The sequence below is a fragment of the Arthrobacter sp. LjRoot14 genome (assembly GCF_964253905.1).
In the GTDB taxonomy this organism is placed as follows: domain Bacteria; phylum Actinomycetota; class Actinomycetes; order Actinomycetales; family Micrococcaceae; genus Arthrobacter.
The window spans coordinates 1,424,982-1,451,302 of record NZ_CAXURL020000001.1 but is presented as its reverse complement, the minus strand read 5'-3'; the positions used below and the strand labels follow the sequence as shown (position 1 = coordinate 1,451,302).

At 68.1% G+C, this 26,321-nt stretch carries 20 protein-coding genes; 15 read left to right on the top strand and 5 right to left on the bottom strand.

The window, feature by feature from the left end; all coding sequences use genetic code 11:
- Positions 1-1,416, bottom strand: a complete 1,416-nt coding sequence (locus tag ACSQ12_RS06580) for an NAD(P)H-quinone dehydrogenase (RefSeq protein ID WP_436064799.1) — start codon at positions 1,414-1,416, stop codon at positions 1-3.
- Positions 1,417-1,511: 95 nt separating this feature from the next.
- On the opposite strand from ACSQ12_RS06580, the gene ACSQ12_RS06575 reads away from it, so the two are divergent.
- Positions 1,512-2,330: a purine-nucleoside phosphorylase gene (locus tag ACSQ12_RS06575; RefSeq protein WP_209746434.1), complete on the top strand. Its 819-nt coding sequence runs from the start codon at positions 1,512-1,514 to the stop codon at positions 2,328-2,330.
- Between the two features lie 46 nt (positions 2,331-2,376).
- On the opposite strand, the gene ACSQ12_RS06570 is transcribed toward ACSQ12_RS06575, so the two are convergent.
- A complete protein-coding gene (locus ACSQ12_RS06570; protein ID WP_209746436.1) occupies positions 2,377-2,862 on the bottom strand; it encodes an RrF2 family transcriptional regulator in 486 nt (161 codons plus the stop codon).
- A 96-nt stretch (positions 2,863-2,958) separates the two neighbouring features.
- Between ACSQ12_RS06570 and ACSQ12_RS06565 the strand changes: the two genes are divergently transcribed.
- The gene (locus ACSQ12_RS06565) at positions 2,959-4,701 is read left to right on the top strand and encodes a phospho-sugar mutase (RefSeq protein ID WP_436064798.1); all 1,743 of its coding nucleotides are present in this window, start codon (positions 2,959-2,961) and stop codon (positions 4,699-4,701) included.
- Here ACSQ12_RS06565 and nirD read toward each other — a convergent pair whose 3' ends face one another.
- Positions 4,702-5,067, bottom strand: coding sequence for a nitrite reductase small subunit NirD (gene nirD / locus ACSQ12_RS06560; RefSeq protein WP_209746440.1), 366 nt, complete (start codon positions 5,065-5,067; stop codon positions 4,702-4,704).
- Positions 5,068-5,348: 281 nt separating this feature from the next.
- Here nirD and nirB point away from each other — a divergent pair, with 281 nt between their 5' ends.
- From nirB to ACSQ12_RS06495, 13 genes are all read left to right on the top strand, one after another.
- Positions 5,349-7,988 (top strand): nitrite reductase large subunit NirB, encoded by a 2,640-nt coding sequence (nirB, locus tag ACSQ12_RS06555; RefSeq protein WP_436064797.1) that lies wholly within the window; start codon positions 5,349-5,351, stop codon positions 7,986-7,988.
- A gap of 2 nt (positions 7,989-7,990) precedes the next feature.
- Positions 7,991-9,025, top strand: coding sequence for a uroporphyrinogen-III C-methyltransferase (gene cobA, locus ACSQ12_RS06550; RefSeq protein WP_436064796.1), 1,035 nt, complete (start codon positions 7,991-7,993; stop codon positions 9,023-9,025).
- A gap of 19 nt (positions 9,026-9,044) precedes the next feature.
- On the top strand, positions 9,045-10,199 hold the full coding sequence (locus ACSQ12_RS06545; protein ID WP_436066950.1) for a uroporphyrinogen-III synthase: 1,155 nt from the start codon (positions 9,045-9,047) through the stop codon (positions 10,197-10,199).
- Positions 10,200-10,366: 167 nt separating this feature from the next.
- Complete coding sequence (locus ACSQ12_RS06540) at positions 10,367-13,081, top strand: GMC oxidoreductase (RefSeq protein WP_436064795.1); 2,715 nt, start codon at positions 10,367-10,369, stop codon at positions 13,079-13,081.
- A 14-nt stretch (positions 13,082-13,095) separates the two neighbouring features.
- A complete protein-coding gene (locus ACSQ12_RS06535; protein WP_436064794.1) occupies positions 13,096-15,129 on the top strand; it encodes a hypothetical protein in 2,034 nt (677 codons plus the stop codon).
- Positions 15,126-16,190, top strand: a complete 1,065-nt coding sequence (locus tag ACSQ12_RS06530) for an alpha/beta fold hydrolase (protein WP_436064793.1) — start codon at positions 15,126-15,128, stop codon at positions 16,188-16,190. The genes ACSQ12_RS06535 and ACSQ12_RS06530 overlap by 4 nt, the downstream gene beginning before the upstream one ends.
- Positions 16,187-17,143, top strand: coding sequence for an acetoacetate decarboxylase family protein (locus ACSQ12_RS06525; protein WP_436064792.1), 957 nt, complete (start codon positions 16,187-16,189; stop codon positions 17,141-17,143). Before ACSQ12_RS06530 ends, ACSQ12_RS06525 begins: the two co-directional genes overlap by 4 nt.
- Positions 17,140-17,622, top strand: a complete 483-nt coding sequence (locus ACSQ12_RS06520) for a hypothetical protein (protein WP_436064791.1) — start codon at positions 17,140-17,142, stop codon at positions 17,620-17,622. Before ACSQ12_RS06525 ends, ACSQ12_RS06520 begins: the two co-directional genes overlap by 4 nt.
- A 28-nt stretch (positions 17,623-17,650) precedes the next feature.
- A complete protein-coding gene (locus ACSQ12_RS06515; protein ID WP_436064790.1) occupies positions 17,651-18,130 on the top strand; it encodes a hypothetical protein in 480 nt (159 codons plus the stop codon).
- On the top strand, positions 18,127-19,491 hold the full coding sequence (locus tag ACSQ12_RS06510; RefSeq protein WP_436064789.1) for a patatin-like phospholipase family protein: 1,365 nt from the start codon (positions 18,127-18,129) through the stop codon (positions 19,489-19,491). The genes ACSQ12_RS06515 and ACSQ12_RS06510 overlap by 4 nt, the downstream gene beginning before the upstream one ends.
- 213 nt (positions 19,492-19,704) lie before the next feature.
- The gene (locus ACSQ12_RS06505; protein WP_436064788.1) at positions 19,705-20,583 is read left to right on the top strand and encodes an FAD-dependent oxidoreductase; all 879 of its coding nucleotides are present in this window, start codon (positions 19,705-19,707) and stop codon (positions 20,581-20,583) included.
- A gap of 92 nt (positions 20,584-20,675) precedes the next feature.
- A complete protein-coding gene (deoC, locus tag ACSQ12_RS06500; protein ID WP_436064787.1) occupies positions 20,676-21,419 on the top strand; it encodes a deoxyribose-phosphate aldolase in 744 nt (247 codons plus the stop codon).
- 72 nt (positions 21,420-21,491) lie between these two features.
- Positions 21,492-21,722 carry a hypothetical protein gene (locus ACSQ12_RS06495; protein ID WP_209746460.1) on the top strand — a complete coding sequence of 77 codons (231 nt, stop codon included), beginning with the start codon at positions 21,492-21,494 and terminating at the stop codon, positions 21,720-21,722.
- 51 nt (positions 21,723-21,773) lie between these two features.
- Here ACSQ12_RS06495 and ACSQ12_RS06490 read toward each other — a convergent pair whose 3' ends face one another.
- Both ACSQ12_RS06490 and mfd read right to left on the bottom strand, forming a co-directional pair.
- Complete coding sequence (locus tag ACSQ12_RS06490) at positions 21,774-22,601, bottom strand: metal-dependent hydrolase (RefSeq protein ID WP_436064786.1); 828 nt, start codon at positions 22,599-22,601, stop codon at positions 21,774-21,776.
- A gap of 4 nt (positions 22,602-22,605) precedes the next feature.
- The gene (mfd, locus tag ACSQ12_RS06485; protein WP_436064785.1) at positions 22,606-26,274 is read right to left on the bottom strand and encodes a transcription-repair coupling factor; all 3,669 of its coding nucleotides are present in this window, start codon (positions 26,272-26,274) and stop codon (positions 22,606-22,608) included.
- Positions 26,275-26,321 lie beyond the last annotated feature (47 nt).

The following is a 26,321-nucleotide window of genomic DNA, read 5'->3' as shown; positions in this document are numbered from 1 at the left end:
TTACATATGAACGTGCAGGCGCCGTGCCGCTTCCGAGATGGAACCGCTGAGTGACGGGTACACCGTGAAGGTGCTGGCGACGTCGTCGACGTGCAGTTTCTGCGTGACCGCGATGGAGATCGCGAAGATCAGCTCGGACGCGTTCGGGCCCACCACCACACCGCCGATCACCGTGCCGGAGCCCTTGCGGGCGAAGATTTTGACGAAGCCGTCCCGGTGGTTGCGCATCTTGGCCCGGGCGTTGCTGCGCAGCGACAGCTTCACCACGTCGCCCTGGTACTTTCCGGAGTCGATCTCGGCCTCGGACACGCCGACGTTGGCGATCTCGGGCGAGGTGAAGATATTCGAAGCCACCTGGTGCAGCTTGAGCGGGGTCACGCTGTCGCCCATGAAGTGGGCCACCGCGATGCGGCCCTGCATGGCAGCGACGGAGGCGAGCGCAAGGACGCCGGTGCAGTCGCCGGCGGCGTAGATGTTCGGAGCCGTGGTGCGGGAGACGCCGTCCACCTTGATGTGGCCGCTCTCGGTGAGTGCCACGCCGGCTTCTTCAAGGCCGATACCGGCCGTATTGGGAATGGACCCGACACAAACCAGGCAGTGGCTGCCGGTGACCTGGGAGCCGTCGCCCAGGGTGACCACCACGCCGTCTTCCGTGCGTTCCACTGTTTCAGCGCGTGAACGGGAGAGCACTTTCACGCCGCGGCGTTCAAAGACGCCCTCCAGAACCTCGGCGGCGTCGGTGTCAGAGCCCGGCAGCACGCGGTCGCGGCTGGAAATCAGGGTGACCTTGGAGCCCAGGCCGTTGTAGGCGGAGGCGAATTCCGCACCGGTCACACCGGAACCCACCACGATGAGTTCTTCAGGGAGCTCGTCCATGTTGTAGATCTGCGCCCAGTTCAGGATCCGGTCGCCGTCAGGCCGGGCGGTGGGAAGTTCACGCGGGTGGGCGCCCACCGCAAGCAGGATGGTGTCCGCTTCCACCGTTTCGGTGCCGTCCACGGTGAGGACCTCAATGGTGTGGCTGTCCAGCAGCTTGCCGGAGCCGATCAGGATGCGCACGCCCTGGTGTTCCAGGCCGGTGCGGATGTCCTCGGACTGCTTCCGCGCCAAGCCGAGCAGGCGGTCGTTGATGTGCTTCAGGTCCGCGCGCATCACGGGGGCGAAATCGCCGCCGTCGACGTCGAACTTCACTCCCAGCTCCCCCGCCTCGCCGACGCGGGTCATCAGGTCCGCCGTCGCGATCAGGGTTTTGGAAGGTACGACGTCGGTGAGCACCGCCGAGCCGCCCAGGCCCGCCCGCTCAATGATGGTGACTTGTGCCCCCAGCGAGGCGGCCACCATGGCGGCTTCATAGCCGCCGGGCCCTCCGCCGAGTATTGCGATGCGAGGTGAGCTGAAATCCGGATGCGTAGTCACAAAGATCCATTCTCTACCCATCCGCCGCCGCACACCAATAAAAGGGACCTGCGCCACTGCTGGGCACGGCCCCGCGGGCACGATAACTTGTACCAGTGAGTAATACAGAATTCCTGAACACGGACCCCTTTGACGCCGCGCGCGCCGCCGCCGACTACATCGCCGAAGAGACGGGCGTGGACAGCCACGACGTCGCCCTGGTGCTCGGCTCGGGCTGGGGCGACGCCGCGGACCTGATCGGCGAGACCACTGCGACGTTGTCCGCGGACGAGGTCCCCGGTTTCTCCGCACCGGCAGTGGAGGGCCATGTAGGCACCATCCGCTCCGTCCTGACCAGGGAAGGCAAGCGGGCGCTGGTGCTGGGCGCCAGGACGCACTACTACGAGGGCAAGGGCGTCCGCGCCGTAGTCCACGGGGTCCGGACCGCTGCGGCGGCCGGCTGCAAGGTCCTGGTGGTGACCAACGGCTGCGGCGGCCTCAACGAAGACTGGGCTCCCGGCACTCCCGTGCTCATCAAAGATCACATAAACCTCACCGCCACCTCACCGCTGGAAGGCGCAACATTCGTTGACCTGACAGATCTCTACTCGGCACGGATCCGCGGGCTGGCCCGCGAAGTTGATCCGTCCCTCGACGAAGGCGTGTACGCGCAGTTCACCGGCCCGCACTACGAAACGCCCGCGGAAGTGCAATACGCCAAGCGGATCGGGGCCGACCTGGTGGGCATGTCCACAGCGCTCGAAGCCATCGCCGCCCGTCACGCGGGCATGGAGGTTTTCGGCATCTCACTGGTAACCAACCTTGCCGCCGGCATCAGCCCGGTGCCGTTGAGCCATGAGGAAGTGCTGGAAGCCGGGCAGGCCGCCGCTCCGCGCATCTCCAAGCTGCTCGCGGAAATCATCGCCAAGCTCTGAGCCGACACCGCATGGCCGCGCCCGCCGGGCACTAGTTCCTGGCGAACTAGCTCCTGGCGGGCATCAGCCGGCGGAGGACGTCCTTACGGGAGCCGGGAAACTTCCGCTCGACTGAGGCGGCAATGCCCGCAATGGTCTGCCGCGAGAGCGTCTGCCGCCAGGCAAGCTCGGCCTGCCGCATGGTCTGGGACACCAGGCAACTTCGGAGGTAGTCTTCACCGGGGTCCGCCCCGGGCGCGTTCGCGAGAATGGATTCGCAGCGAAAAGCGGGTTCCGGACCCTCAATGGCCAGGACAACGTCCAGCACGGTGATCTTTTCCGCGCCCCGCGCCAGCTGGAAGCCGCCGCGTGGTCCGGAGACGGAATACAGGATGCCCGCGCGGACCAGCGCCTGGAGCTGCTTGTTCAGGTAGGCGGCGGGTAACTGATACAGCTCAGCCAGCCGGGCACTGTTCACCGCCTCCCCCGAGGGGGCCCAGGACATGTTCACGCAGCAGTGCAGCGCCCACTCAACTCCCTGCCCCATCTTCATTTTTCAGACATTACGTGTCCGGAAAATTTACTGTCAAGGTTCCCCCTGCGCTTGTCGGACAGCCAATCGCGGACGTTAGGCGATAGCTTTGTTCCTATGACGTCTTCCGATGCCGACCTTCCGCAGCTGCTGAGCGACGCCCGGGACTGGGCCGCCCAGGACCCGGATCCGGCCACTGCCGCCGCTTTGACAGAACTCATCCAGCGCTCAGGGGACGGCGTTCCGTCCGCCCGCCAGGAACTCGAGGACAGCTTCAGCGGAACGCTGCAGTTCGGCACCGCCGGCCTCCGCGCCGCGCTGGGTCCCGGGCCGAACCGGATGAACCGCGTGGTTGTCCGGCGCGCGGCGGCCGGGTTCGCGGCGTTCCTGACCGGCGCCGTCGCGGCCGCTTCGCCGGGCACCCGGCCCCGCGCCGTCGTCGGCTATGACGCCCGCTATAACTCCGACATTTTCGCGGAGGAGACCGCTGCGGTCTTCACGGCCGCGGGCATCGACACCTTCCTGATGCCGCAGGCGCTCCCGACTCCGCTGCTCGCCTACGCTGTACGCGCCCTGGATTGCGACGGCGGTGTGATGGTGACCGCCAGCCACAACCCTCCGCAGGACAACGGCTACAAGGTTTACCTCGGCAGGCACGCCGTGGAGGAAAGCGGACGCGGAGCGCAGATCGTGGCACCCTACGACGCCCGGATCGCCGCGGAAATCGACCGCGTGGGCACGCTCGACTCCATTACCCTGGCCCCCGCGGGCTGGACTGTTCTGGAGCCGTCAATCGCTGCCGACTACCAGGCAGCAGTGGCTGCCCTGGCACTGCCCGCGCAGTTCCCGGCCCGTGACCTGAAGATCGTCCTGACCCCCATGCACGGGGTGGGCGGCGACACCGCCGTCGCCGTGCTGAAGGCGGCAGGATTCGACGACGTCACCCTGGTCTCCGAACAGGCGCGGCCGGACCCGGATTTCCCCACGGTCAACTTCCCCAATCCGGAGGAGCCCGGCGCCCTGGATCTTGCGCTGGAAACGGCGGCCCGCGTGGACGCCGACATCGTGCTGGCCAACGACCCCGACGCCGACCGTGCAGCCGTCGCCGCCAAGGATCCTGACACCGGCGCCTGGCGCATGCTGCGGGGTGACGAAGTGGGCGCACTGCTGGGGGCGCACATTGTGGCCCGGCTCGCTGCCGGCGGCGAAAGCCCGGCACACGGTGTCTTCGCGAACTCGATCGTGTCCTCGCGGCTGCTGGCACGGATCGCCGCTGCCGCCGGGTACGCGCATGAGGAAACCCTGACCGGCTTCAAGTGGATTTCCCGCGTTCCGGGCCTGCTCTACGGCTACGAGGAAGCGCTCGGATACTGCGTGGCCCCGGACCTGGTCCGGGACAAGGACGGCATTTCCGCCGCCGTACTGATCGCGGAGCTCGCGGCCGCGGCGAAGGCGGACGGCAAGACCATTTTCGATACCCTCGACGAGTTGTACCTGGTGCACGGGCTGCATGCCAGCGACCAGCTCAGTATCCGGGTGGCGGACCTGGGCCTGCTGGACGCCATGATGAACCGCCTCCGCGTGGGGCCGCCGGACTCCTTCGGCGGGTCCGCCGTCGAAACGTTCAAGGACCTGGCCGAAGGCAGCGAAGCCTTGCCCCCGACGGACGGGCTGCTCTACCTCACGAAGGACCTCAGCCGGGTGATCATCCGTCCCAGCGGCACGGAACCGAAACTCAAGTGCTATCTTGAGGTCATCCGGAGCGTGGGCTCGGCCGCCGAGCTGCCCGAGGCACGGCAGGCGGCACGGGCAGCGCTCGACGGCGTCCTGGTGGATGTGCGGGAGGCCCTGGGGCTCTAGCTAGAGCTCAACCTCGACGAAGCCATCCACCACACGGGTGCGGAACGTGGGGAGGCGGAGCCCGGCGGTGCCGAAGCACTCGCCTGTTTCGAGGTCGTAGACCTCTTTGTGCAGGGGGGACGCAATGGTCTGGCGGGTCCCGCGGGAGCCCACAATGCCGCGGGCCATCACGTGGGCGCCGGTGGCGGGATCTTCCTGGGCCACGGCGAAAACTTCGGCGGCTGCGGTGCGGAACAATGCCACCTGGCGGCCGGCGATCAGTGCGGCCTCACCCCAGGCCAGCTCCAACTCTTCCACGGCGCAGACGCGGTTCCAGCCCGTCGCAAATCCGGTGCTCTGGTCTTCAAGTTCAAGTATTGCGGTCATTTCCGGCCCCTCTCGCATAGCCTGCCGCCCGGCGCTCCGTGGAACGGCTGCCGGGCCCGGACCGCCGACGCGGCCACATCTCCAAGCTAGGGCTGCGGTGTTTCGGCGGCGTGCAGTCAATGTGTCCGGGACGTAAAAGGCAACTCACCTGTCCGGAAATCCGTTCGTGATGCAGAAGTTAAGTTCACGAAACATAAGGGAAACTGAAGCGAAACTGCGCCTACCTAGTCTGGAACGACAAGCTGCAGAGCACCGTCTGCGGCCCATGCGAAAGGCCCACAGTGACCGGACAGACTTCAAGCACCCAGACACCACGCCGCATCGTGGTCGCCGGCGGCGGCCCCGCGGCCCACCGCTTTGCGGACGCAATGCACGCCCGTGGCCTTGAAGGCTGGCAGGTAACCGTGCTCACCGAGGAAGCCCACCTTCCCTACGACCGCGTAGCCCTCAGCAAGGCGCTCACGGACAGCGACGTGGACCTCACCCTTGGCAGCGCCTCGATGTGGGACCACGACGCCCTGTCCCTGAAGACCGGCGAACGCGTCATCAGGATCAACCACGCTGCCAAGTCCGTGGAGACGGCAGCGGGCAACACCTATGAATTCGACGAGCTCGTGGTGGCCACCGGCTCCGACGCCGCCCGCCTGCCGATCCCCGGCGCCGAGCACGTGCACGTCTACCGCACACTCGAAGACGTGTGGGCGATCAACAAGGCAATTGCCGAACTCACCGAAAAGCTCGGCCGCAAGATCACCGCCGTCACCATCGGCGGCGGGCTCCTGGGCCTCGAGTCGGCCGCAGGCACCGAACAGCTCGGCGCGACTCCCGTTGTGATCAACGGCGCCCCCTGGCTCATGAACACCCAGCTGGATGAAGGCGCCGGCCAGGCGCTCGGCCGCCTGATCGAAGCCAAGGGCTTCACCGTCCACGGCGGAGTGTTCCCCTCCGAGGTACTCTCCGAAGACGGCCAGGTCACCGGCGTGCTGATGGCGGACGGCCGCATCATCCCCGCCGACCTCGTCATCGTTGCCATTGGCGTGAAGCCGCGCGACGAACTCTTCCGCGCCGCCGAAGGCGAGGAACAGCTGTTCGATCTCGGCCCGCGCGGCGGCGTCGTCATCACCGACGGCTGTGAAACCCAGATCCCCGGCATCTGGGCCATCGGCGAGGTGGCCAACTTCGGCGGCATGTGCCTTGGCCTCGTGGCACCCGCCAACACCATGGCCGAAATTGTGGCCGACCGCCTGCACGGCGGAGACGCCACTTTCCCGGGCTTCGACACCGCCACCAAGCTCAAGCTCTCCGGCGTGGACGTTGCCAGCTTCGGCGATGCCTTTGCCCGCACCGAACACTCACTGGAGATCGTCTACGCGGACCCGGCCCGCGGCGTCTACCAGAAGATTGTCACCACCGACGATGCCAAGACCCTGCTGGGCGGCATCTTCGTGGGCGACGCCACCCCGTACACAAGCCTCCGTCCCATGCTGGGCCGCGAACTCGCCGCCGAGCCCGGCGCCTACCTCACCGCTGCAGGCGGCGGGGACGCCCCGGAGACCGAACTGCCGGACGACGCCATTCTCTGTTCCTGCAACAACGTGTCGGCTGGAACCATCCGCGACGCCGTCAACGGCTGCGGCGCCTGCGACGGCAACGCGCCCGTCCAGGAACTCGGCGAGCTGAAGGGCTGCACCCGGGCCGGAACCAGCTGCGGTTCCTGCGTGCCGATGCTCAAGAAGCTGCTCGAGACCGAGCTGACCAAGTCCGGCGTCGAGGTCTCCAAAGCGCTGTGCGAGCACATCGAGCTGTCCCGCCAGGAATTGTTCGAAACCATACGGGTCCTGGAACTGACCTCCTTCGAAGAGATCATGGCCAAGTACGGCACCGGCACCGGCTGCGACATCTGCAAGCCGACCATCGCCAACATCCTGGCCAGCCAGAACAGCGCCTATGTGCTCGACGCCGGCCGCGGCACCCTGCAGGACACCAACGACCGCGCCCTCGCCAACATGCAGAAGGACGGCACCTACTCGGTGGTCCCGCGCATCGCCGGCGGCGAGATCACCCCGAAGAAGCTCGGCGTGATCGCAGCCGTGGCGGAGAAGTACAACCTCTACACCAAGATCACCGGAGGCCAGCGGATCGACATGTTCGGTGCCCGGCTGGAGCAGCTCCCGGAGATCTGGAAGGAACTGGTGGACGCCGGTTTCGAGTCCGGCCAGGCCTACGGCAAGAGCCTGCGCACCGTGAAGTCCTGCGTCGGTTCCACCTGGTGCCGCTTCGGCGTCCAGGACTCGGTGGCCATGGCCATCCAGCTCGAGCTCCGCTACCGCGGCCTCCGCAGCCCGCACAAGCTCAAGATGGGCGTCTCCGGCTGTGCCCGCGAATGCGCCGAAGCCCGCGGCAAGGACGTCGGCGTGATCGCCACCGCCGACGGCTGGAACCTGTACGTGGGCGGCAACGGCGGCGCCACCCCGGCCCACGCCCAGCTGCTGGCCAAGGACCTCGACGACGAAATCCTGATCAAGTACATCGACCGCTACTTCATGTACTACATCCGCACCGCCGACCGCCTGCAGCGCACCGCTCGCTGGCAGGAAGAGCTCGACGGCGGTATCAAGCACGTCGAGGACGTGGTGGTCAAGGACACCCTGGGCATCGCCGAGGAACTCGAAGCCGCCATGGCCAAGCACGTCGACACCTACGTCGACGAATGGGCCGACACCCTTAAGGATCCCGAGCGCCTGCGCCGGTTCCGTTCCTTCGTCAACGCCCCCGACCAGAAAGACGACTCCATCACGTTCGTCTCCGACGAGCGCGGCCAGATGCGCCCGGCCACCGCTGAGGAAAAAGGCAAGGTCCTCATCGGGGCCACCATCCCGATGCGTCCCTCCACCCCGGAACTCGACAAGAACGAGGTATAGGCATGCAGCTCAGCATTGATCTCACCGGCCGCGAAGTCCTGGTCACCGGATCCGACCACGCCGCACGGCAGGCGGTCCGCCGCTACCAGGCCGCCGGCGCCGTCGTCTCGAGGCTCAGCACCCCGCAGGGCGCAAGCCACGACGGGCCGCTGCCCGAGCGCCCGTTCCTCGTGGCTGCCGTCGACGACGGCCAGCCCGGCTGGGAGGCGCTGCTGCACCGCTGCCGCGCGACCGGCATCCCGGTGGCGGTGGAACCGGCTGCGGGAGCAGCGGGCCACGTCACCCTGGTGGGCGGCGGTCCCGGCGTCGGCGAACTGCTCACCGTTGCCGCCGTCAAGGCGCTGCGCGATGCCGACGTCGTGTTTTACGACCGGCTGGCCCCCTACCAGGAACTGCCGTCCCTGACCACGGCCGAACTGGTGGATGTGGGCAAGCAACCCGGCCACCACAAGGTCAGCCAGGGCGATATCGAGAAGCTCATGGTGCAGAGCGCCCTGGCCGGCAACAACGTGGTCCGCCTCAAGGGCGGGGACCCGTACGTGTTCGGCCGCGGCGGCGAAGAAGTTGCCGCCTGCGTGGCCGCCGGGGTGCCGGTCAAGGTCGTATCCGGGGTCACCAGCGCCATCTCCGTCCCGGCAGCCGCAGGGATCCCGGTCACCCACCGCGAAGTCAGCCACATGTTCACTGTGGTGTCCGGCCACGCCCCGCTGACCGAGACGGAGCTCACCCACCTGGCCGGGCTGGGCGGGACCATCGTGGTCCTCATGGGCATCGGAACCCTGCACCAGCTGGCCGCCGGCCTGCGCCGGGCGGGCATGCCGGCAGAGATGCCGATGGCCGTCGTCGAACGCGGCTACCGCCCTGGACAGCGCACCACCATCGCCCAGCTGGGTACGATTGTCACCGCGGCCGCCGACTGCACCAACCCGGCAGTGCTGGTCATCGGCGAGGTGGTGCGGGTGGCTGAAGCCAACCGCGGGCACGCCGAGGCGGCGGCTGATCTCGACCGCCTCGCAGCGTCACTGATTGAATCGTGAAAGAAAACCCATGAGCGCCATGAACTCAATTGCCCCCGCTTCCGCCGCAGGCCCGCAGGACTCCCCCGCGGCCGACGCCCCCGATTCGCCCCTGGAGGGGTTCCGGATCGGTGTGACGTCGCACCGGCGCTCCCAGGACCTGATTGAGGCCCTGGAGCGGCGCGGGGCGGAGGTACTGCACGCTCCCGCGCTCAAGATCGCACCGGTGCAGGAGGACATGCGGCTCATCGAGGACACCCAGGCCATCATTGCCGCCAAGCCCGATCTGTGTATCGCCACCACCGCCTACGGCATGCGCCGCTGGTGCGAGGCGGCTGACGCGTCCGGCATCGGCGACGAACTCCTGGAGACCCTCGCGGCCTGCCGCATGTTCGTCCGCGGCCCCAAGGCGCGCGGCGCCGTCCGCGCCGCCGGACTCGCCGACGTCGGAATCAGCAGCGACGAAACCACGGCCACCCTGGTGGACATGCTGCTGAAGGAGGGCGTCCGCGGCAAGACCGTGGCGGTACAGCTTCACGGCTACACGGACGTCCGCCAGCTGGAACGGCTCAAGATGTCAGGCGCCACCGTCCTGACCGTGACCCCCTACCGCTGGGTCAAGCCCGACGGCGAGGACAGACTGCCGCGGCTGATCGAGGCAGCATGCAGCGGCAACCTGGACGTCCTGACGTTCACCAGCGCGCCCGCCGTCGACGCCATGTGGAGCACCGCGCACGAGATGGGCCTCTACAAGCAGCTCGTCGACGCCCTGAAGACCACCGTCACCACCGCCGTCGTCGGTCCCATCACGGCGCAGCCGCTGATCGACGCCGGACTGTCACCGCTCATTCCGGAACGCTTCCGGATGGGCGCCCTGATCCGGCTGGTCTGCGAACACCTTGCCCTGAACCACGTCCGGCGCCTGGACACCCGGTCCGGCAGCGTGGAGCTCCGCGGACGGTCACTCCGGATCGACGGGGAACCGGTCGAAATGGCACCGGCGCCCCTCCTGCTGCTGCGGGCTCTGCTGGGTGCCGAGGGCGCCGTCCTGTCCCGGGAATCCCTCTCCGAACTTCTCGAACTGCGCGGCTCCGTGCACGCGCTGGACATGACTGTCAGCCGGCTCCGGTCCTCGCTGCCGGACGGCCGCATGGTGGAGACCGTGGTCAAGCGCGGATACCGGATCCGGGTCTAGCGGTTCCCTGCCGGCGCCGGCCGCGGGCGCAATCCGTGGACAGACCCGGGCCGCAGTGGGAACATGTCGCTATGGTTTGCGTCTGACCGCCCCGTGGCCGCGTTCGTACCGCTCCGGTACGTGGCCGCAGTGGCGTCCGGCGAGTCAGCTCTTCCAAGGGGAATTGCGTGGAACCGGTGGTGCAAGGGGACGATGATCCCGCGGAGTCGGTGGACGCCGTGGTGGTGGGCTCCGGCTTCGGCGGATCGGTAGCGGCCTACCGTTTAGCGGACGGCGGCCAGTCCGTCGTCCTGATGGAACGGGGCAGGGCCTACCCGCCGGGAAGCTTCGCCAGGACACCGGCCGAGATGGGCCGGAACTTCTGGGATCCGGACAAAGGCCTCTACGGTCTCTTTGACGCCTGGACCTTCCGGGGCCTGGAAGGAATCGTCTCCAGCGGCCTGGGCGGCGGATCCTTGATTTACGCGAACGTGCTGCTGCGCAAGGACAAGAACTGGTTTGTCCAGGAATCCCCCGTTCCCGGCGGAGGCTACGAAAGCTGGCCCTTTAGCAGGCAGGACCTCGAGCCCTATTACGATGCCGCCGAAGCCATGCTCCGCCCCGTGCCCTACCCCTACCAGGACACCCCCAAGACGCTGGCCATGGAAACCGCCGCGCGCGCACTCGGGCTCAGCATCACGAGGCCGCCCATCGCCGTCACCTTCTCCCAGTCGCCGGGCGCCGCCCCCGCCAGGAACCAGGTACTGCCGCCTGCCCCGTACGGAAGCGTCCATGGCGAGGGGACGGTGCGCACCACCTGCACCCTGTCCGGCGAATGCGACATCGGGTGCAACACCGGTGCCAAGAACACCCTGGACCACAACTACCTGTCCGCGGCCAAGGCTGCCGGCGCGGACATCCGGACCCACCACGACGTCCGCGGCATCCGCCCCCTTCCGGGAGGCGGCTATGAAGTCCGCTACGTAGTCCACGATCCCGCAGACGCCGCGCCCGGGCTCCTGCGCGAACAGCTGATCCACTGCCGCCGGCTCATCCTCGCCGCCGGAACGTTCGGCACCACGTTCCTGCTGCTGCGCAACCGCGCCTCGCTGCCGGCGCTCAGCCCTGCACTGGGCACCAGGTTCAGCGGAAACGGCGACCTGCTGGGCTTCGTCCTTGACGCCAAGGACCCCGACGGCGTCACGCGCACGCTCTCGGGCAGCATGGGACCGGTGATCACCGCTGCCATCCGCACGCCCGACTCCACCGACGGCGGCGACGGCCGCGGGTACTACATCGAAGACGCCGGGTACCCCTCCTTCATGAACTGGCTCCTGGAAACCGGACAATTCCGCCAGGTGGCGAAGCGCGCGGGCAAAGTGATGGTGCAGCTCCTCAAAGACCGGCTCTTCCAGGCCCAGCGCTCCAACATCTCCGCCGATCTTGCCGCGGCCCTGGGAGACGGCCGGCTGTCTGCGTCCTCCGTGCCCCTGCTCGGCATGGGCCGGGACATACCGGACGGCGTGATGACCCTCCAGGGCGGCCGGCTGGCCATCAACTGGACCCTCGCCACCTCGGCTGCGTACTTCGGCCGGATGCAGGCCACAATGCAGGCGATCGCCACGGAACTGGGCGGGAGCTTCAAGCAGAATCCGCTCTGGTGGAGCAAGCGGGTCATCACCGTGCATCCGCTGGGGGGCGCCCCGGCAGGACGGAACAGCAGCGAAGGCGTGTGCGACTCCTACGGTGAGGTCTTTGGCTATCCCGGGCTGCATGTGGTGGACGGCGCCGTGATGCCCGGGCCGGTGGGTGCCAACCCCGCCCTGACCATCGCCGCCTTTGCCGAACGGGCCTGCCACCGGATCCTGGACGGAACCGGTGCGGAGCGGCAGCGCGGCGGCCTGGACACCGCCGCCTTCCCGCCGGGAAGCGTCGACGGCGGGACGCCCGACGGCGGGATTCCCGGCTACCAGCCGGGGCCGCTTCGCGCCCTGGTGCCGGACGCCACCAAAGGTGCCAGGGCCCCCGCCGAAGAAGGCACGTTCGTCCCGCGGGCCGCCAGCCGCTCGCTGGGCCTGCGATCCGCAAAGTTTCCGGAGGCCGCCGTCTCCCCCGAAAGTGAGGCCCTGCAGGAAGCTGAAATCGAGGAGGAAACCGAACTGGCCGAAACAGGGCCGTCCTCCGTCAGTTTCACCGAACAGATGCACGGGTGGTTCAGCGCAGGCGTGACGGACCCCGAGGCAGGACGCAGCCTGGGCCGTGACCGGAGCCGCCGGATGATGTTCGAGCTCACCATCACCGCCCCGGATATTGACGCGTTCGTCCGTGATCCGCTCCATCCGGCCACGGCTGAAGGCTACGTCCTGGCAGACCAGTTCGGCGGCCGCCTGCCGGTGGAACGTGGCTGGTTCAACCTCTTCGTCAAGGACGGTCCTGAACCTGCCGGCCGGAAAATGCTCTACCGGCTCTGGCTGCGGGATCCGGGCGGCACTCCGCTGACCTTTGTGGGCCACAAGGACGTCCGCAACAATGCAGGCTTCGACGTCTGGGGTGACACCACCACACTGTACGTCACCGTCCTGCGCGGGCATGTTCCGCCTCCGGACCCCGCCGCTCCCACTGCCCCGGCCACCGCCCCGAGTTTTCGTCCAGATAACGAGACTTCCGCGCCCCGGAACCCCCTCGATGTGGACAAAAACCGGGCCATGGTGGCGGGCGCAGGGATGCTGTTCATCCGGCCGTGGGACTTCGCCCGCCAACTGACCACGTTCCGCGTCGCCGGCCCGAACCCTGCGAGCGCCCTGGCAGCATTCGGCAAGGTCTTTCTCGGCGAGCTCTGGCAGGTGTACGGCCGCCGGATGCACGGCCGCGTTGACGCCGGCAAGGCCGCCGGCCGGCAGTGAAGGGCGACGGGGGCATGAAACGGGCTGAGCTGGCACAGCACAGCGACAGGCTTGGCTTCACTCCGCGGGACGCAGTGCGCTGGCTCGCCCCGGCCCAGCTGGGCAGGACCGCCGTGCGGGTTGTCCTCGCGTCCGTCTTCGCCGATTTCGGCGACAAACGTGAACTGGAGGGCGGCTTCCCCCGCTACGATCTCGACCTGGACAGGCTGCCCGTCCCCGGCCAGCCCGCGCAGCCGGTAGTCCGCGACCTGGGGCTGCCCGGAACGCCGCGCACGTCACGCTCCGACGAACCCGCCGAAGAAACCGACGGCCAGGGAGCCGGCCTCGCGGACGGGTCCGGGGCCGCTGCACTGTGGCTGGATTTCACGGCCGACCTCGGCGACGGCTTTGATGCCACCTACACGGTGGCGTCGTTGCTGGCCGAAAAGTCGCTGCTGGTGGACGGGCATGAACTGAGCCGCGGCAAGGTGCTGGTGCTGGGCGGGGACGAGGTGTATCCGGTGGCCGCGCCCGCCGCCTACGAGGACCGCATGGTGGGGCCGTACCGGACGGCGCTGCCCGGCGGCGGCTCCCCCGGCCGGGACGGCGTGCTGCTGGCGCTGCCCGGCAACCATGACTGGTACGACGGCCTGACCTCCTTCATCCGGCTGTTCACCCGGCAACGGAACATCGGCGGCTGGCGGACCATCCAGACGCGCAGCTACTTCGCCCTCCGGCTGACTGGCGGGGACGACTCCCCCGGCTGGTGGCTCGTGGGCCTGGACAGCCAGCTGGGCCAGTACATCGACGAACCGCAACTGGACTACTTCTACAACACGGTGACCACCAGGCTGCTGCCCGGCGATGCCATCATCCTCTGCGTGGCAGCCCCGTACTGGGTGCGGGAAACGGAAAACGCGAATGCTTTCCGGCAGGTGCATTTCTTCGAGCAGGACTACTTGCGGCGCCGTTTCAACCACCGTGCCGGGCTGTTCGAGGAAACGGGGGCGTCCGTGCGGCTGTGGCTCACCGGGGACCTGCACCACTATTCGCGATACGAGGAACTGGCACCGGAAGCGACCGGCAAACGGACCGGCGCCCGGCCCGGGGACGACCCGCGCCAGACCCAGCTCATCACCTGCGGCCTGGGCGGCGCGTTCCTCCTGGACGCCCGGTGGCTGCCTGCGGAGCTCACGCTTCCGGCGCACCAGCCCGCACATGCCGTCACCGGCACGGAGCCCCGCACCCCGGCCGCCGCAGAACCACGGAGCAATCCCCGCCCCGGCCGACGCTTCGCCCTGGCTCCGGGAACCTTCCCGGGCAAGGCAGAGTCCCGGCAGTTCCGCGGACGCCTGGCCAATCCTCTGACACCGTTCTGGCTGCCGCTGCGGAACCCGGGCTTCGGCTCGGCACTCGGCATCGCGCACCTGGTGGCTGCGCTGACGCTCTGGACCGTCTTCAGTGCATTCCGCGGCCTCTCCTTCGTGGACAGCCTGCTCAGCCTGAGGGCAGGCAATACCGGGCTCCTCGCGGTAGCGATCCTCGCAGTCCCCCTGTTCCTGCTCCTGCTGCTGGTCACCCTCGGCACCGCGCTCGGCCTCGCCCGGGATCCCCGGGAAGACGGCGCCGGGTTCACCGTTGCCCGGGGTGCGCTGTGGCAGCTCACGGCGCTCGGGGCGGGAATCGCCGTCGTCCTCCTCCTGCCGTGGCAGGCGGCATGGCCGCCGTTCCTGACGCTTGCGCTGGTTCTCGCCGTCATCTTCGCCACCGGGTTTGGAGCCGGCAGCGAAGCGTTCGCGCTCTTCATCCTGGGCACGCCACGCGGAGAAGTGGCGTCGTGGGCCATGTCCGGCCAGGCCATTGAGGACCACAAGGGCTTCCTGCGGATCCGGATCACGGCAGACGGCAACCTGACGGTCTATCCCGTGGCAGTCGACCGCGTCTGCCGGGACTGGACCCTGACGGAAGACGACGACGGCGGCCTCCGCCCCGTGCCGGCAACCGGATTGCCGCCGCTCCGGCTTTTCGAACCGCCGGTCACCGTCGCCAGGGAAGGATTCGCCCCATGAACAGCCCCCGCACCGTCACCCGGGCGGACCACGTCACGGAAGTCATCCCGTTTCCCGCCCGCGACGGCACGCCGCTGACCCTGGTGCACGTCACCAGCGCTGCACCGGCCGACTCCGGGGCTCCGGAAAAAGGGCCGGTGCTGCTGGTCCACGGGGCCGGGGTCCGCGCCGAGCTCTTCCGGCCCCCGCTGCCGCGGACCCTGGTGGACGCCCTGCTGGAAGACGGCTGGGACGTCTGGCTCCTGAACTGGCGGGCCTCCATCGACCTGGAACCCCTCTCCTGGACCCTGGGCGACGCCGCGGTGTACGACCACCCTGCCGCCGTCGACTACGTCCTGGGCGCCACCGGCGCCGAGACCCTGAAGGCGGTCATCCACTGCCAGGGGTCGGTTTCCTTCACCATGGCGGCCGTGGCCGGGCTCCTGCCCCGGGTGGATACGGTGGTATCAAACGCAGTGTCCCTGCATCCCGTGATCCCGCTGTGGTCGGTCATCAAGATCACCTACCTGGCCGAGCTGCTGAAGCCGTTCACGCCCTGTCTTTCGCCTGCGTGGGGCTACAAATCCAACGGGTACTTCTCCCGCATCCTCAGGTCCATGGTCAAGGCCACCCACCACGAATGCGACAACCTGGTGTGCCGGCTGGTCAGCTTCACGTACGGCAGCGGCCGGCCCGCGCTCTGGTCCCACGAGAACCTGGATGAGGCCACCCACAACTGGATCAGCGGGGAGTTTGCCGAGGTGCCGTTCACGTTCCTGTCCGAGATGGGCCGCAGCGTGCTGGCCAGGCGCATGGTAGCCGCGGGAAACCACCCGGAGCTGCCCGCGAACTTCCTGGCCGAAGCGCCGCAGACCGACGCCAGGTTCTCCTTCCTGGCCGGCCGCAACAACCGCTGCTTCCTGCCCGAAAGCCAGGAGCGGACCTTCGCCTTCTTCCAGGGCCACCGGCCCGGCAGGGATTCCCTGCACCTGTTGCCCGGGTACGGGCACCTGGACGTCTTCTTCGGTGCCCGCGCCTGGGCGGACACCTATCCCGTCATCCTCAAGGAGCTGAACAGATGAACAAACTCATCGGTCTTGCCGCTTCGCTGCTGCGGCTGGTGCCCTCCCCCGTGCCGCACCGCCAGGAGCGCCTGCGGGGACAACACGCCACGGTGGACGGCATCAAATACTCCATGCCGGTCAACTCCGACGATTCCCCCGTGCTGATGGCGGCCTTTCCCATCAACAAGCGCGCGGCCGCTGCGATCCTGCCCGGCACTGAGCTGCGTCCGTTCAGCCTGGGCGGCAAGGGGCTGCTGGTGGTCACCGTGGTGAACTACAAGTCGACGGACATCGGCAAATACATCGAATACTCGCTGGCGATCGCCGTCACGCACGGCTCCCGGCCGGCACCTCCGCTGCTGCCGCTGGTCTTCCAAAAGACGTTCGGGCTGGGCCAGTACGTGGTGGACCTGCCGGTCAGCACGGAAATCTCAGTCAAAGGCGGCAAAGGCATCTGGGGCATGCCCAAGCACCAGGCCAACCTGGACTTCGTGGTCACCGACGCGACGGTTTCGGCGCAGTACGACGACGGCGGCAGGCTGGGCTGCTTCATCGAGATTGAACGGCCCCCGGCTATGGGCATCCCGCTCAAGCTCGCCGCCTCCAACTATTGCGCCTTCCGCGGGATGCTCATGAAATCCGACATCTACTTCGAAGCCACCGGGGACATCGCCCTGGGTGGCGGCGCCAGGGCCCGGCTGGTGCTGGGCGACGCGCCGGGCGTGGCCGCCCTCAGGAACCTAAAGCCGGCGGAGAATCCGGTGTTCACCGCCTACCTGCCCGAAGCCCGCGGAGTGCTGGACGACCACTACGAGGCCTGGTTCCTCACGGCACCAACGGCCGAGGAAGCCGCCCGGATCCCCGGCGGCGACCCGCTCGAATCCGTCGTTGGCCTGGGCCAGGGCCAGGACTGGCTGCCCGCACCGGACCGGAGCACTACGGCCCGCACCGGCACCGGAGACACCCGGTGAACTGGCTCCTGCTGCTGAACGCGCTGTACTTCCTGTTCGGCGCCACCATGTACGTGGGCACCATGTGGGTGCTGAAGTTCTTCCTTTACCCCACTTGGGAGTCCCTGAACCGGGGCAACGTGGACATGCACTTCGGCATCCCCACCCGCCAGGCCACCAAGTTCTTCACCGTGGTGGTGCCGCCGATGTTCATCAGCGGCATCATCCTGGTCTGGACGGAATGGGGCACGGTCCGGATCATCCCCGCTGTGCTGTGCCTCCTCGGGATCATCACCCTCACCGTGGTGGGCCAGGCCATGATCATTCCCGTCAACATCAGGATCCGGGGCGGAGATTTTGTTGACGACGCCGAACTGCGTTCCCTGCTGCGCCGGTGGATGCTGCTCAACGACATCCGCTTCTACGTTTCCACGTTCACCTGGCTGGCCATCGTCTGGCTGCTGGTGGACCGGGGCCGGCTGTGGGAGGCGTTCGCATGAGCAGGGCGCAGCATCCGCGGGGCAGAGCATGAGCGGGGCGGTAGGCCCGTCCGGGGCGGCCCTTCCCGGCATCGGCGCCTGGATCGCGGCCGATCGGCTGCGTGCCGTCCTGGCCGCGATCGCCGTCGTCACCGTCTTTTCCGGTGCGGTGCAGATCCCGTTCGGCGGCGCCGTCCTGGAGCTGCTGGGCGCGGAGCCGACGACGGCGGCCCGCCAGCTGTTCGCCACCGTGGGGATGTTCATGGTGGTGGTCGGCGGACTTCTGCTCCACACGCTGCTGCGACCGCAGCCGGCGGCCGAAGTGCTGCTGTGGTCCGGCGTGCAGAAGGCGGGGGCATGCGCCGCCGTCGCGGTCGGGGTCCTCAACGGCGTCTTCGCGCCCGTGGCGCTGGCCGTGGCCGCGTTCGACCTTGCGACGGCGGCACTCTGCCTGATCTACCTGCGCCGCCTGGTCTATCTGCGAGGGGCTGGCGGGGGCTACGGCCCCGGTTCGGGGGAACGACCGTGAAGCGCTCGCTGGTCCTGGCGGGGGGCGGCATGCGCGTGGCATGGCAGGCCGGAGTGGTGCGCGCGCTGGCGGAAGAGGGGCTGCACTTTGACCACGTGGACGGGACCTCCGGCGGCATCCTGACTGCAGGCATGATGCTGTCCGGGGTGTCGCCAGAGGACATGTGCCGGAACTGGTCCGGCGTGAACGTCAAGGACTTCGGCTCGGCGCTGCCCCTGGGCGACTACGTCAAGGGCCCGTGGTCACTGCCCGCCATCGGCGACGCCGACGGCCTGCTCGGCAAGGTGTTCCCGGCCCTCGGGATCGACGCCGGCGAGATCCGTCGCCGCGCCGCCCTGCCGGGCGCCGTCGAGGGCACCTTCAACGTGGTGGAGTTCACCGAAAAACGCTGTCACGCCATCGACGCCCGTGACGTGGATCCCGAACTGATGGCGGCGGGAATGTCCTTGCCCATTTTCCTCACTCCGCTGCGGCGTGAGGGGAAAGTCTGGACGGACGCGGTCTGGATCCGTGACGCCAACGTTGCCGAAGCCCTCCGCCGCGGGGCGGACGAGGTGTGGCTGGTCTGGTGCATCGGCAACACCGGGTACTGGGGCGACGGTCCGCTGGAGCAGTACGTGCACATGATCGAGATGAGCGCCATGGGCGCGTTGCTGGCAGACTTCGAGGCTGCGGGAGCGGCCGGACGGGACTTCGTCCTCCACGTGGTCAGGCCGGAGAATCCCCTGCCGCTGGACCCGGAGTTCTACCTGAACCGCATCGATGCGGACACGCTGATCGCCATGGGGTACCGGGACGCCCGCAACTATCTCAAGGACATGACCGCCGAAGGCCTGCCCAAGGACGCTTCCTGCACTGCGATGGCGGAACCACCCGCCGGCATCCGCTTCACCGAGCGGTTTGCCGGACAGGGAAGCGGCGACGCCGGAGGCCAGGACGTCCGGCTGACGGTTACGGTGACCCTGCCCCTGGACGGTTCAGGCGCAGCGGCCGGGCTCACGGGTTTCCTCGACCACGCGCCGTTCGGTTCCAGGGTGTTCCTGGCGGGCGGACGGGTGGACGTCCGCGGCGAGTCGGTGACCTACCGGGCGTCAGTCCATGCGGGCGGCGCCTGGCACCGGCTGTCCCTGGCCAGGGTCTTCCACGACGATCCCGGACCGGACGCCTGGGAGGACACCAGGCAGGCCCGCCTCAGGGTGGGATCGCTGCTGGATGCCGCGGTCACCATGGGGCTGGCGGACGCGGCAGCCCTGATCGCCTCGGTGGAACCAGCTGGTGTCCACGGTCCCGGAGAACGCGCCGGCGTCGTCGCCAAAGTCGTGGCCGGAGGCCTCCGGGAGGCATTCCGCCGCTATGGCTGACCAATGAAGGACGGGGCAGGGCCGGCTGCAGCGCCCTGATTGTGAGCCGGAACACATCGAAGGACACATTTGTTGCCGGCTGGTAAACATTGTGGAACGGGCAGGGATATTCCGGCAACAACCGGGAAACACCCCGGAAAAACCGTGCGCCTAGGCTGATTCCCATCAGCAACCCGGGCCTGACAACGGCCTCACCAGCGAAAGGGCCTTCACATGTCCGCTCCGGCACCGTCCATCTCCTCCTCCGCCACGTTCCGGGGGTCATCCCCGGCACCGCGCGTGGTCATTGCCGGCGCCGGACCCGCTGCCCGAGCCCTGGTGGGCCAGCTGGAGAGGTCCCGTTTCGCAGGCACCGTCACAGTGCTCAGCAACCGCGACGACGCCCCGTCCGAGCTTCTGGAACTGGCAGCCCTTCCGCAGGTTTCCGTCCGTTTCGGGCAGCCGGCCAGCTTCATTGATGCGGCCAACCGCACGGTGGCCACCGCGGACGGCATGGAGTTCAGCTACGACCAGCTGGTGATTGCCACCGGCTCCGCCCCGGCCCTGGCTCCCGTGGACGGCGCCGGCCGGTGCCTCAGCTACTCCACCATCGACGACGCCGCCCGTATTGGCGACGCCGTCAAGGAAGTCACCCGTGTGCTCGGGCGCAGGCCGCTGGGGATCCTGGTGGGAACGGGCCCCGAGGCGGGGCAGGCCGAAGCGGTGCTGCGGGCCCGCGGAGTCAGGCCTATCCGCACCACGCTCCGGCCGGCTACGGTGGTCCCGACACTGGCGGGTTCGGCACTCCCCGCCGCCGGGATTGTGTTCGAGGACGGCAGCAGCATGAACGGCGACCTGGTGGTCCTCGCCGAGGAGCGGGTGGCCAGGGACGGCCTGGCGGCGAGCGCAGGCCTTCAGACGGCCGCCAACGGCGGGATCGTAATCGGCCAGGACTTCCGGACGTCCGTCCCGGGGATCTGGGCCATCGGCGACGCCGCCTCGTTCGATGGCGTCCGCCTGGGCCTCCTCGTGGCGTCGGGCTCCGCGGCGGGCGTCTGCGCAGCCCAGCTCATGCAGGCCACGCTGCAGGAACCTGTGCCCGCTGCGGCTTAGCCCCGTTGTGGCAAGATGGTCACCTGAGAAGCCACGAAGAACACGGCGCCTGTTGCCCACAAGGCCCGGCAGGCCCACCAGGAAGGACCACCATGAGCAACGAAGCCACCGCGGCCGGCATGCCTGAAACCGCCGCCGGCGTCACGGCGCCCGGGGCCACCGCACCCGGAGAAATCGCCTCCTTCATCGACCACACGCTGCTGAAGCCTGAGGCCAGCGAAGCGGAGATCCTCAAGGTCTGTTCCGAGGCCGCCGAGTACCGCTTCAAATCCGTCTGCGTGAACCCGGTGTGGGTGAAGACCGTTACCAACGCGCTCAAGGGTTCGGGCGTCCTGACCTGTTCGGTGGTCGGCTTCCCCCTCGGCGCCACCCCCACCGATGTCAAGGCCTTCGAAGCCCGCGGCGCTGTGCTGGACGGCGCCGACGAGGTGGACATGGTGATCAACATTGCGGCCGCCCGCGCCGATGACAAAGGCGCGCTGGTTGATGACATCCGGGCCGTCGCCGAGGCCGTGCACGGCAGCGACGCCATCCTGAAGGTGATCATCGAGACTGCGCTGCTCAGTGATTCCCAGAAAGTCCTGGCTTGCGAAGCGGCAGTGGAAGCAGGCGCGGACTTCGTCAAGACGTCCACGGGCTTCAACGGTGGCGGCGCCACGGTGGAGGACGTGGCCCTGATGCGCCGCACGGTGGGCCCGGATGTTGGCGTCAAGGCCTCCGGCGGCGTGCGTTCGCTGGCCGACGCTCAGGCTATGATTGCTGCAGGTGCAACACGTATTGGCGCCAGCTCCGGAATTGCGATCGTCAAGGGCGAACAGGGTTCGTCCGCGTACTGACCGGATGCGGAAGCGCCACAGTTTTTGAGCCCTTCGGGGCGTTTTGAGCCCTGCGGGGCCGAGGAGGAATGAATGTCCAAGACCGTTGATAGCCCCAAGACCCCTCAGAACGAGAACAGCCTTGCCGGAAGCATCGCCGTTTTCGTGGTCATGATGGCCCTGTTCCTCGGCTCCATCTACTCGCTGTCCTTCCTGACGCTGGGCAACCCGTGGCCGATGGCCGTCTGCCTGGTCCTCTTCGCCGCAGCGTTCTGGATCCCGCAGACCCTCCTGGGCCGCTCGGATTCGGCCGGCGAGAACTAAGACTTCCACGTTAGACAGCTGTGGCCCCCGGATTCCGGGGGCCACAGCTGTTTAACCGGCCGCGCCGAACAGGCTGTTGATCAGGGCGCTTCCCAGCGCAAGGGCTGCCGGGAAATGGGCCTTGGCCAGCGCCCAGGCCGCCACGCACATCCCCACCATGGCGTAGGCGCTGACGGGAATCAGCACAAGCCATTCGCGCCGGGAGCCGGCCCGTCCCAGGAGCGGGATGGAGAACGCGCCGTTCGCCTTCCACACGTCGTTGAGCACCGGGAGCTTCCGCAGGAACCGGGGCGGCTTGATCACGATCGGCCAGAGCAGGGGCACTCCCCCGGTGGTGATCATGTCGCCGACGATGTGCACCACCACCCCGGTCAGCATCGAAACGGGAAGCCAGGTCCATTGGTCCGGCGCGAACCAGGTGACCAGTCCGGCCATGGTCAGGGCGAAGAGCCAGTTACTGATGAAGCCTGACTTGGGGAAGAACTTCAGGGCCTTGGCGGCGATATTGATCATGAACATGCACAGCAGGCCGGCACCCACTGACAGCAGGCCCCAGTCAGTGTGCAGCTGTAGCTGCCCGGCAATGGTGGCCAGCAGCACGAAGAAGGCGGCCCCGAGCACCGAGTGCGTCCCCTGCCGGTGCCCGCCGCTGGCATTTTCGATCCCCACGGCAATCACGTTGGACAGCGGCGGCAGTGAATTGGCCACGGTGCTGTGGCGGTGGTCCCAGTCGCACACCAGCGCGGTTCCCGCCGTCGCCATGCCGCCGATCAGGATGCCGGTGGCGTCCAGCGGGTACCAGCCCAAGGTGTATGGCCCCGTAGAGGCGATAGCTACCCACGCCGCGGCTCCCGACGCGGCGTGGTGTCCTCCCATCATGCGGCTAACCGACTGTGAGCGGGGCGTCGGAGAAGATGTTCCGGATGACGCCGTTGGCCCACTCCAGGATCTCGGCGTCCTGGAGGTCGCGGCCGCCGATCCGGGCCGTCTTGGGCTTGGGGATGAGCACCGCGTCCAGGGCGGGCTTGGACTGCGACCCCGGGTACATCCGGGCAAGCCGCATGGTCTTCGATTCGGGCAGCTGCGCCGGGGAGAACTTGATGAAATTTCCCTGCAGGGCGACGTCGGACAGCCCGGCTTCGCGGGCTCCCACCCTGAAACGAGCGACGGCGATCAGGTTCTGGGCGGGCAGCGGCGGTTCGCCATAGCGGTCCACCAGTTCGGCCAGGACCTCGTCGATGGCTTCGTTCGTGAGCGCGGAGGCCAGCTTTCTATAGGCCTCGAGGCGCAGCCGTTCCCCCGGCACGTAACCGTGCGGCAGGTGGGCGTTCACCGGGAGCTCGATTTTCATTTCCGCGGCCTTCTCTTCGGCCTCGCCGCGGAAGTCCGCCACGGCTTCGCCCACCAGGCGGATGTAGAGGTCGAAGCCCACGCCCTGGATGTGGCCGGACTGTTCGCCGCCCAGCAGATTGCCCGCGCCGCGGATTTCGAGGTCCTTCATGGCCAGCTGCATGCCGGCGCCAAGCTCGTTATGCGCTGCCACAGCTTTGAGCCGTTCCAGCGCCACCTCGCCCAGCGGCTTCTCGGAGGGGTACAGGAAGTACGCGTAAGCGCGCTCGCGGCCGCGGCCCACGCGTCCGCGCAGCTGGTGCAGCTGGGAGAGGCCGTACTTGTCCGCACCGTCCACGATCAAGGTGTTGGCGTTGGAGATGTCCAGGCCGGTTTCGATGATGGTGGTGCACACCAGCACGTCGAAGCGCTTCTCCCAGAAGTCCACGATGATCTGCTCGAGGCGGCTCTCGGACATCTGGCCGTGGGCCACCTCCACCCGGGCCTCGGGGACCAGTTCACGGATCTTGGCGGCGGTCCGTTCGATGGATGACACCCGGTTGTGCACGAAGAACACCTGGCCCTCGCGCATCAGTTCGCGCCGGATGGCGGCGGACGTCTGCTTGTCCGTGTACGGTCCCACATAGGTCAGCACCGGGTGGCGCTCTTCCGGCGGGGTGGCCAGGGTGGACGTTTCACGGATGCCGGTCAGCGACATCTCCAGGGTGCGCGGGATCGGTGTGGCGCTCATGGCCAGGACGTCCACGTTGGTGCGCATTTTCTTCAGCGCTTCCTTGTGTTCCACGCCGAAGCGCTGTTCCTCGTCCACGATCACCAGGCCCAGGTCCTTGAACGCAAAGTCCTTGGAGAGGAGCCGGTGCGTGCCGATCACCACATCAACGGAACCGTTCTTGACGCCTTCCGCGGTCTCCTTGGCCTCCTTTGATGCCTGGAAGCGGGACAGCGGCTTCACCCGCAGCGGGAACCCGGAGAACCGTTCCGTGAACGTCTCGTAGTGCTGCTGGGCCAGCAGGGTGGTGGGCACCAGCACGGCAACCTGCTTGCCATCCTGGACGGCCTTGAAGGCGGCGCGGACGGCGATTTCGGTCTTGCCGTAGCCCACGTCGCCGGACACCAGCCGGTCCATGGGGATCTCGCGTTCCATGTCCGCCTTGACCTCGTTGATGGTGGTCAGCTGGTCCGGGGTTTCCACGTAGGGGAACGCCTCTTCCAGCTCGCGCTGCCACGGCGTGTCGGGGCCGAAGGCGAAGCCCTTGGAGGCCATCCGGGCCGAATACAGCCGGATGAGTTCGCCGGCGATCTCCTTGACTGCCTTGCGCGCCTTGGACTTGGTGCTGGCCCAGTCCGAGCCGCCCATCTTGCTGAGCGCAGGAGTGTCGCCGCCAACGTAGCGGGTGACCTGGTCCAGCTGGTCCGTGGGCACAAAGAGCCTGTCGCCGGGAGCGCCGCGCTTGGACGGGGCGTATTCCAGGACGAGGTACTCGCGGACGCCATCTCCGCCTCCCGCCACTTTGCGCTGGATCAGCTCCACGAAGCGGCCGATGCCGTGCTGCTCGTGGACTACGTGGTCGCCCGCCACCAGCTGCAACGGGTCCACGGCGTTCCGCCGCTTGGAGGGCATGCGCCGCATGTCCTTCGTGGAACCCGCGGACGTGCGTCCCAGCAGGTCCGCTTCCGTCAGCAGGCCCAGTTTCAGCCCGTCCAGGACAAAACCGCGTCCGACGGCGGCAGTGGTCACCTCGATGATGCCGGGCTGGGGCTCGTTGTCCAGCGAGTCAACCCGGGCACAGGGAATGTCCGCGTCATGGAACAGCTCGGCCAGGCGCTGGGCCGGGCCGGGGCCCTCCGTGGCCACCACAATGCGCCACTGGTCCCGCACGTGCGAACCGATGAACTCCATCATTTCCGCCACGTCGCCCTGGTAGCCGCGGGGCTCCCGGGCGTGCAGGTTGAGCACGTTGATGTCCGGCGTCAGCTCTTCGTCGGTGGCCAGCGAGGTGATGGACCACCACGAGACCTCCTGGCCGAGGGCCGAAGTGCGCGTCTCCGTCAGGGAGCGGAAGCTGGCGGAGTGGAGGGCGGCTGAGGCAGCGGAGCTCAGGTCAAGAGGCGCCGTGCCGCCGTCCGAGGCAGTGGACCACGCGGCCTCGAGGAATTCCTCGTTCGTGGCTGCGAGGTCGTGGGCGCGGGTGCGGACCTTTTCCGGCTCGATCACCACCGAGATGGAACCGCCAGGAAGTTGTTCCACAAAGGGAACCATGGCGTCCACCAGCACGGGCGCCAGGGACTCCATGCCTTCCACCGCGATGCCGCCGGCGATCTTTTCGAGCATGTCGGCAGCGGCGGGCAGCTGGGTTTTGAGCGTGGCGGCCCTGGACATCACGGAGGGGGTGATCAGGATCTCGCGGCACGGCGGGGCATGCAGTTCGGTGGGGTGGTGCAGGCCCGGAGACGAGAGGGAACGCTGGTCCGCCACGGCAAACCAGCGCATCTGGTCCACCTCGTCACCGAAGAACTCCACCCGGATGGGGTGGTCCTCGGTGGGCGGGAACACGTCCAGGATGCCGCCGCGGACCGCGAACTCGCCGCGGTGCGTCACCATGTCCACACGGGCGTAGGCGGCGTCGGAGAGGCTGCGCACCACGTCGGTAAACGGGGCGTCCTGGCCCACCTTCAGCGTGACGGGCTTGAGATCGCCCAGGCCCGCCACGATCGGCTGGACCACGGCGCGGACAGGCGCCACCACCACGCGGAGCGGCCCTCCGGAGGCCGTCCCCGGGTGGGCCAGCCGGCGGAGCACGGACAGGCGGCGGCCAACAGTGTCCGAACGCGGGGACAACCGTTCGTGCGGGAGTGTCTCCCAACTGGGGAATTCGGCCACGGAACCGGCCGGCAGGAATGCCCGCAGCGCCGCGGTGAGGTCCTCCGCTTCGCGGCCGGTGGCGGTGACGGCCAGCACCAGGGGTGCCCCGCCGTCGTTGTTGCCTGCCTCGGGCGACGCGCCGGCGCCGGCGTGCAGCGCCGTGAGGCCGTCGGACATCTCCGCCAGCAGCGCCGCACGAAGCCCGGCAGGCGCGCTGATCTGATAATCCTCGCTGCGGGTTCCAAAACTCCGGGACGCTTCAGCCTGCACGCGGGCAAACGTTGTGTCTCCGGCGAGCGCGCGGCGAAGGCCTGTGAGTGACGGGCCGGTGAGGCTCATGGCAGAAGCTCCTGAAATGATCACGGGAAAGCAGGCAACACGAAAAC

Bases quoted from the DNA above. Each gene is read 5' to 3' on its own strand.
- ACSQ12_RS06530 (WP_436064793.1), top strand. From the start codon at position 15,126: ATGAACAGCCCCCGCACCGTCACCCGGGCGGACCACGTCACGGAAGTC.
- ACSQ12_RS06525 (WP_436064792.1), top strand. From the start codon at position 16,187: ATGAACAAACTCATCGGTCTTGCCGCTTCGCTGCTGCGGCTGGTGCCC.
- ACSQ12_RS06535 (WP_436064794.1), top strand. From the start codon at position 13,096: ATGAAACGGGCTGAGCTGGCACAGCACAGCGACAGGCTTGGCTTCACT.
- ACSQ12_RS06505 (WP_436064788.1), top strand. From the start codon at position 19,705: ATGTCCGCTCCGGCACCGTCCATCTCCTCCTCCGCCACGTTCCGGGGG.
- nirD (WP_209746440.1), bottom strand. From the start codon at position 5,067: ATGACCGCAATACTTGAACTTGAAGACCAGAGCACCGGATTTGCGACG.
- deoC (WP_436064787.1), top strand. From the start codon at position 20,676: ATGAGCAACGAAGCCACCGCGGCCGGCATGCCTGAAACCGCCGCCGGC.
- ACSQ12_RS06565 (WP_436064798.1), top strand. From the start codon at position 2,959: ATGACGTCTTCCGATGCCGACCTTCCGCAGCTGCTGAGCGACGCCCGG.
- ACSQ12_RS06490 (WP_436064786.1), bottom strand. From the start codon at position 22,601: ATGATGGGAGGACACCACGCCGCGTCGGGAGCCGCGGCGTGGGTAGCT.
- ACSQ12_RS06495 (WP_209746460.1), top strand. From the start codon at position 21,492: ATGTCCAAGACCGTTGATAGCCCCAAGACCCCTCAGAACGAGAACAGC.
- cobA (WP_436064796.1), top strand. From the start codon at position 7,991: ATGCAGCTCAGCATTGATCTCACCGGCCGCGAAGTCCTGGTCACCGGA.
- mfd (WP_436064785.1), bottom strand. From the start codon at position 26,274: ATGAGCCTCACCGGCCCGTCACTCACAGGCCTTCGCCGCGCGCTCGCC.
- ACSQ12_RS06570 (WP_209746436.1), bottom strand. From the start codon at position 2,862: ATGAAGATGGGGCAGGGAGTTGAGTGGGCGCTGCACTGCTGCGTGAAC.
- ACSQ12_RS06515 (WP_436064790.1), top strand. From the start codon at position 17,651: ATGAGCGGGGCGGTAGGCCCGTCCGGGGCGGCCCTTCCCGGCATCGGC.
- ACSQ12_RS06545 (WP_436066950.1), top strand. From the start codon at position 9,045: ATGAACTCAATTGCCCCCGCTTCCGCCGCAGGCCCGCAGGACTCCCCC.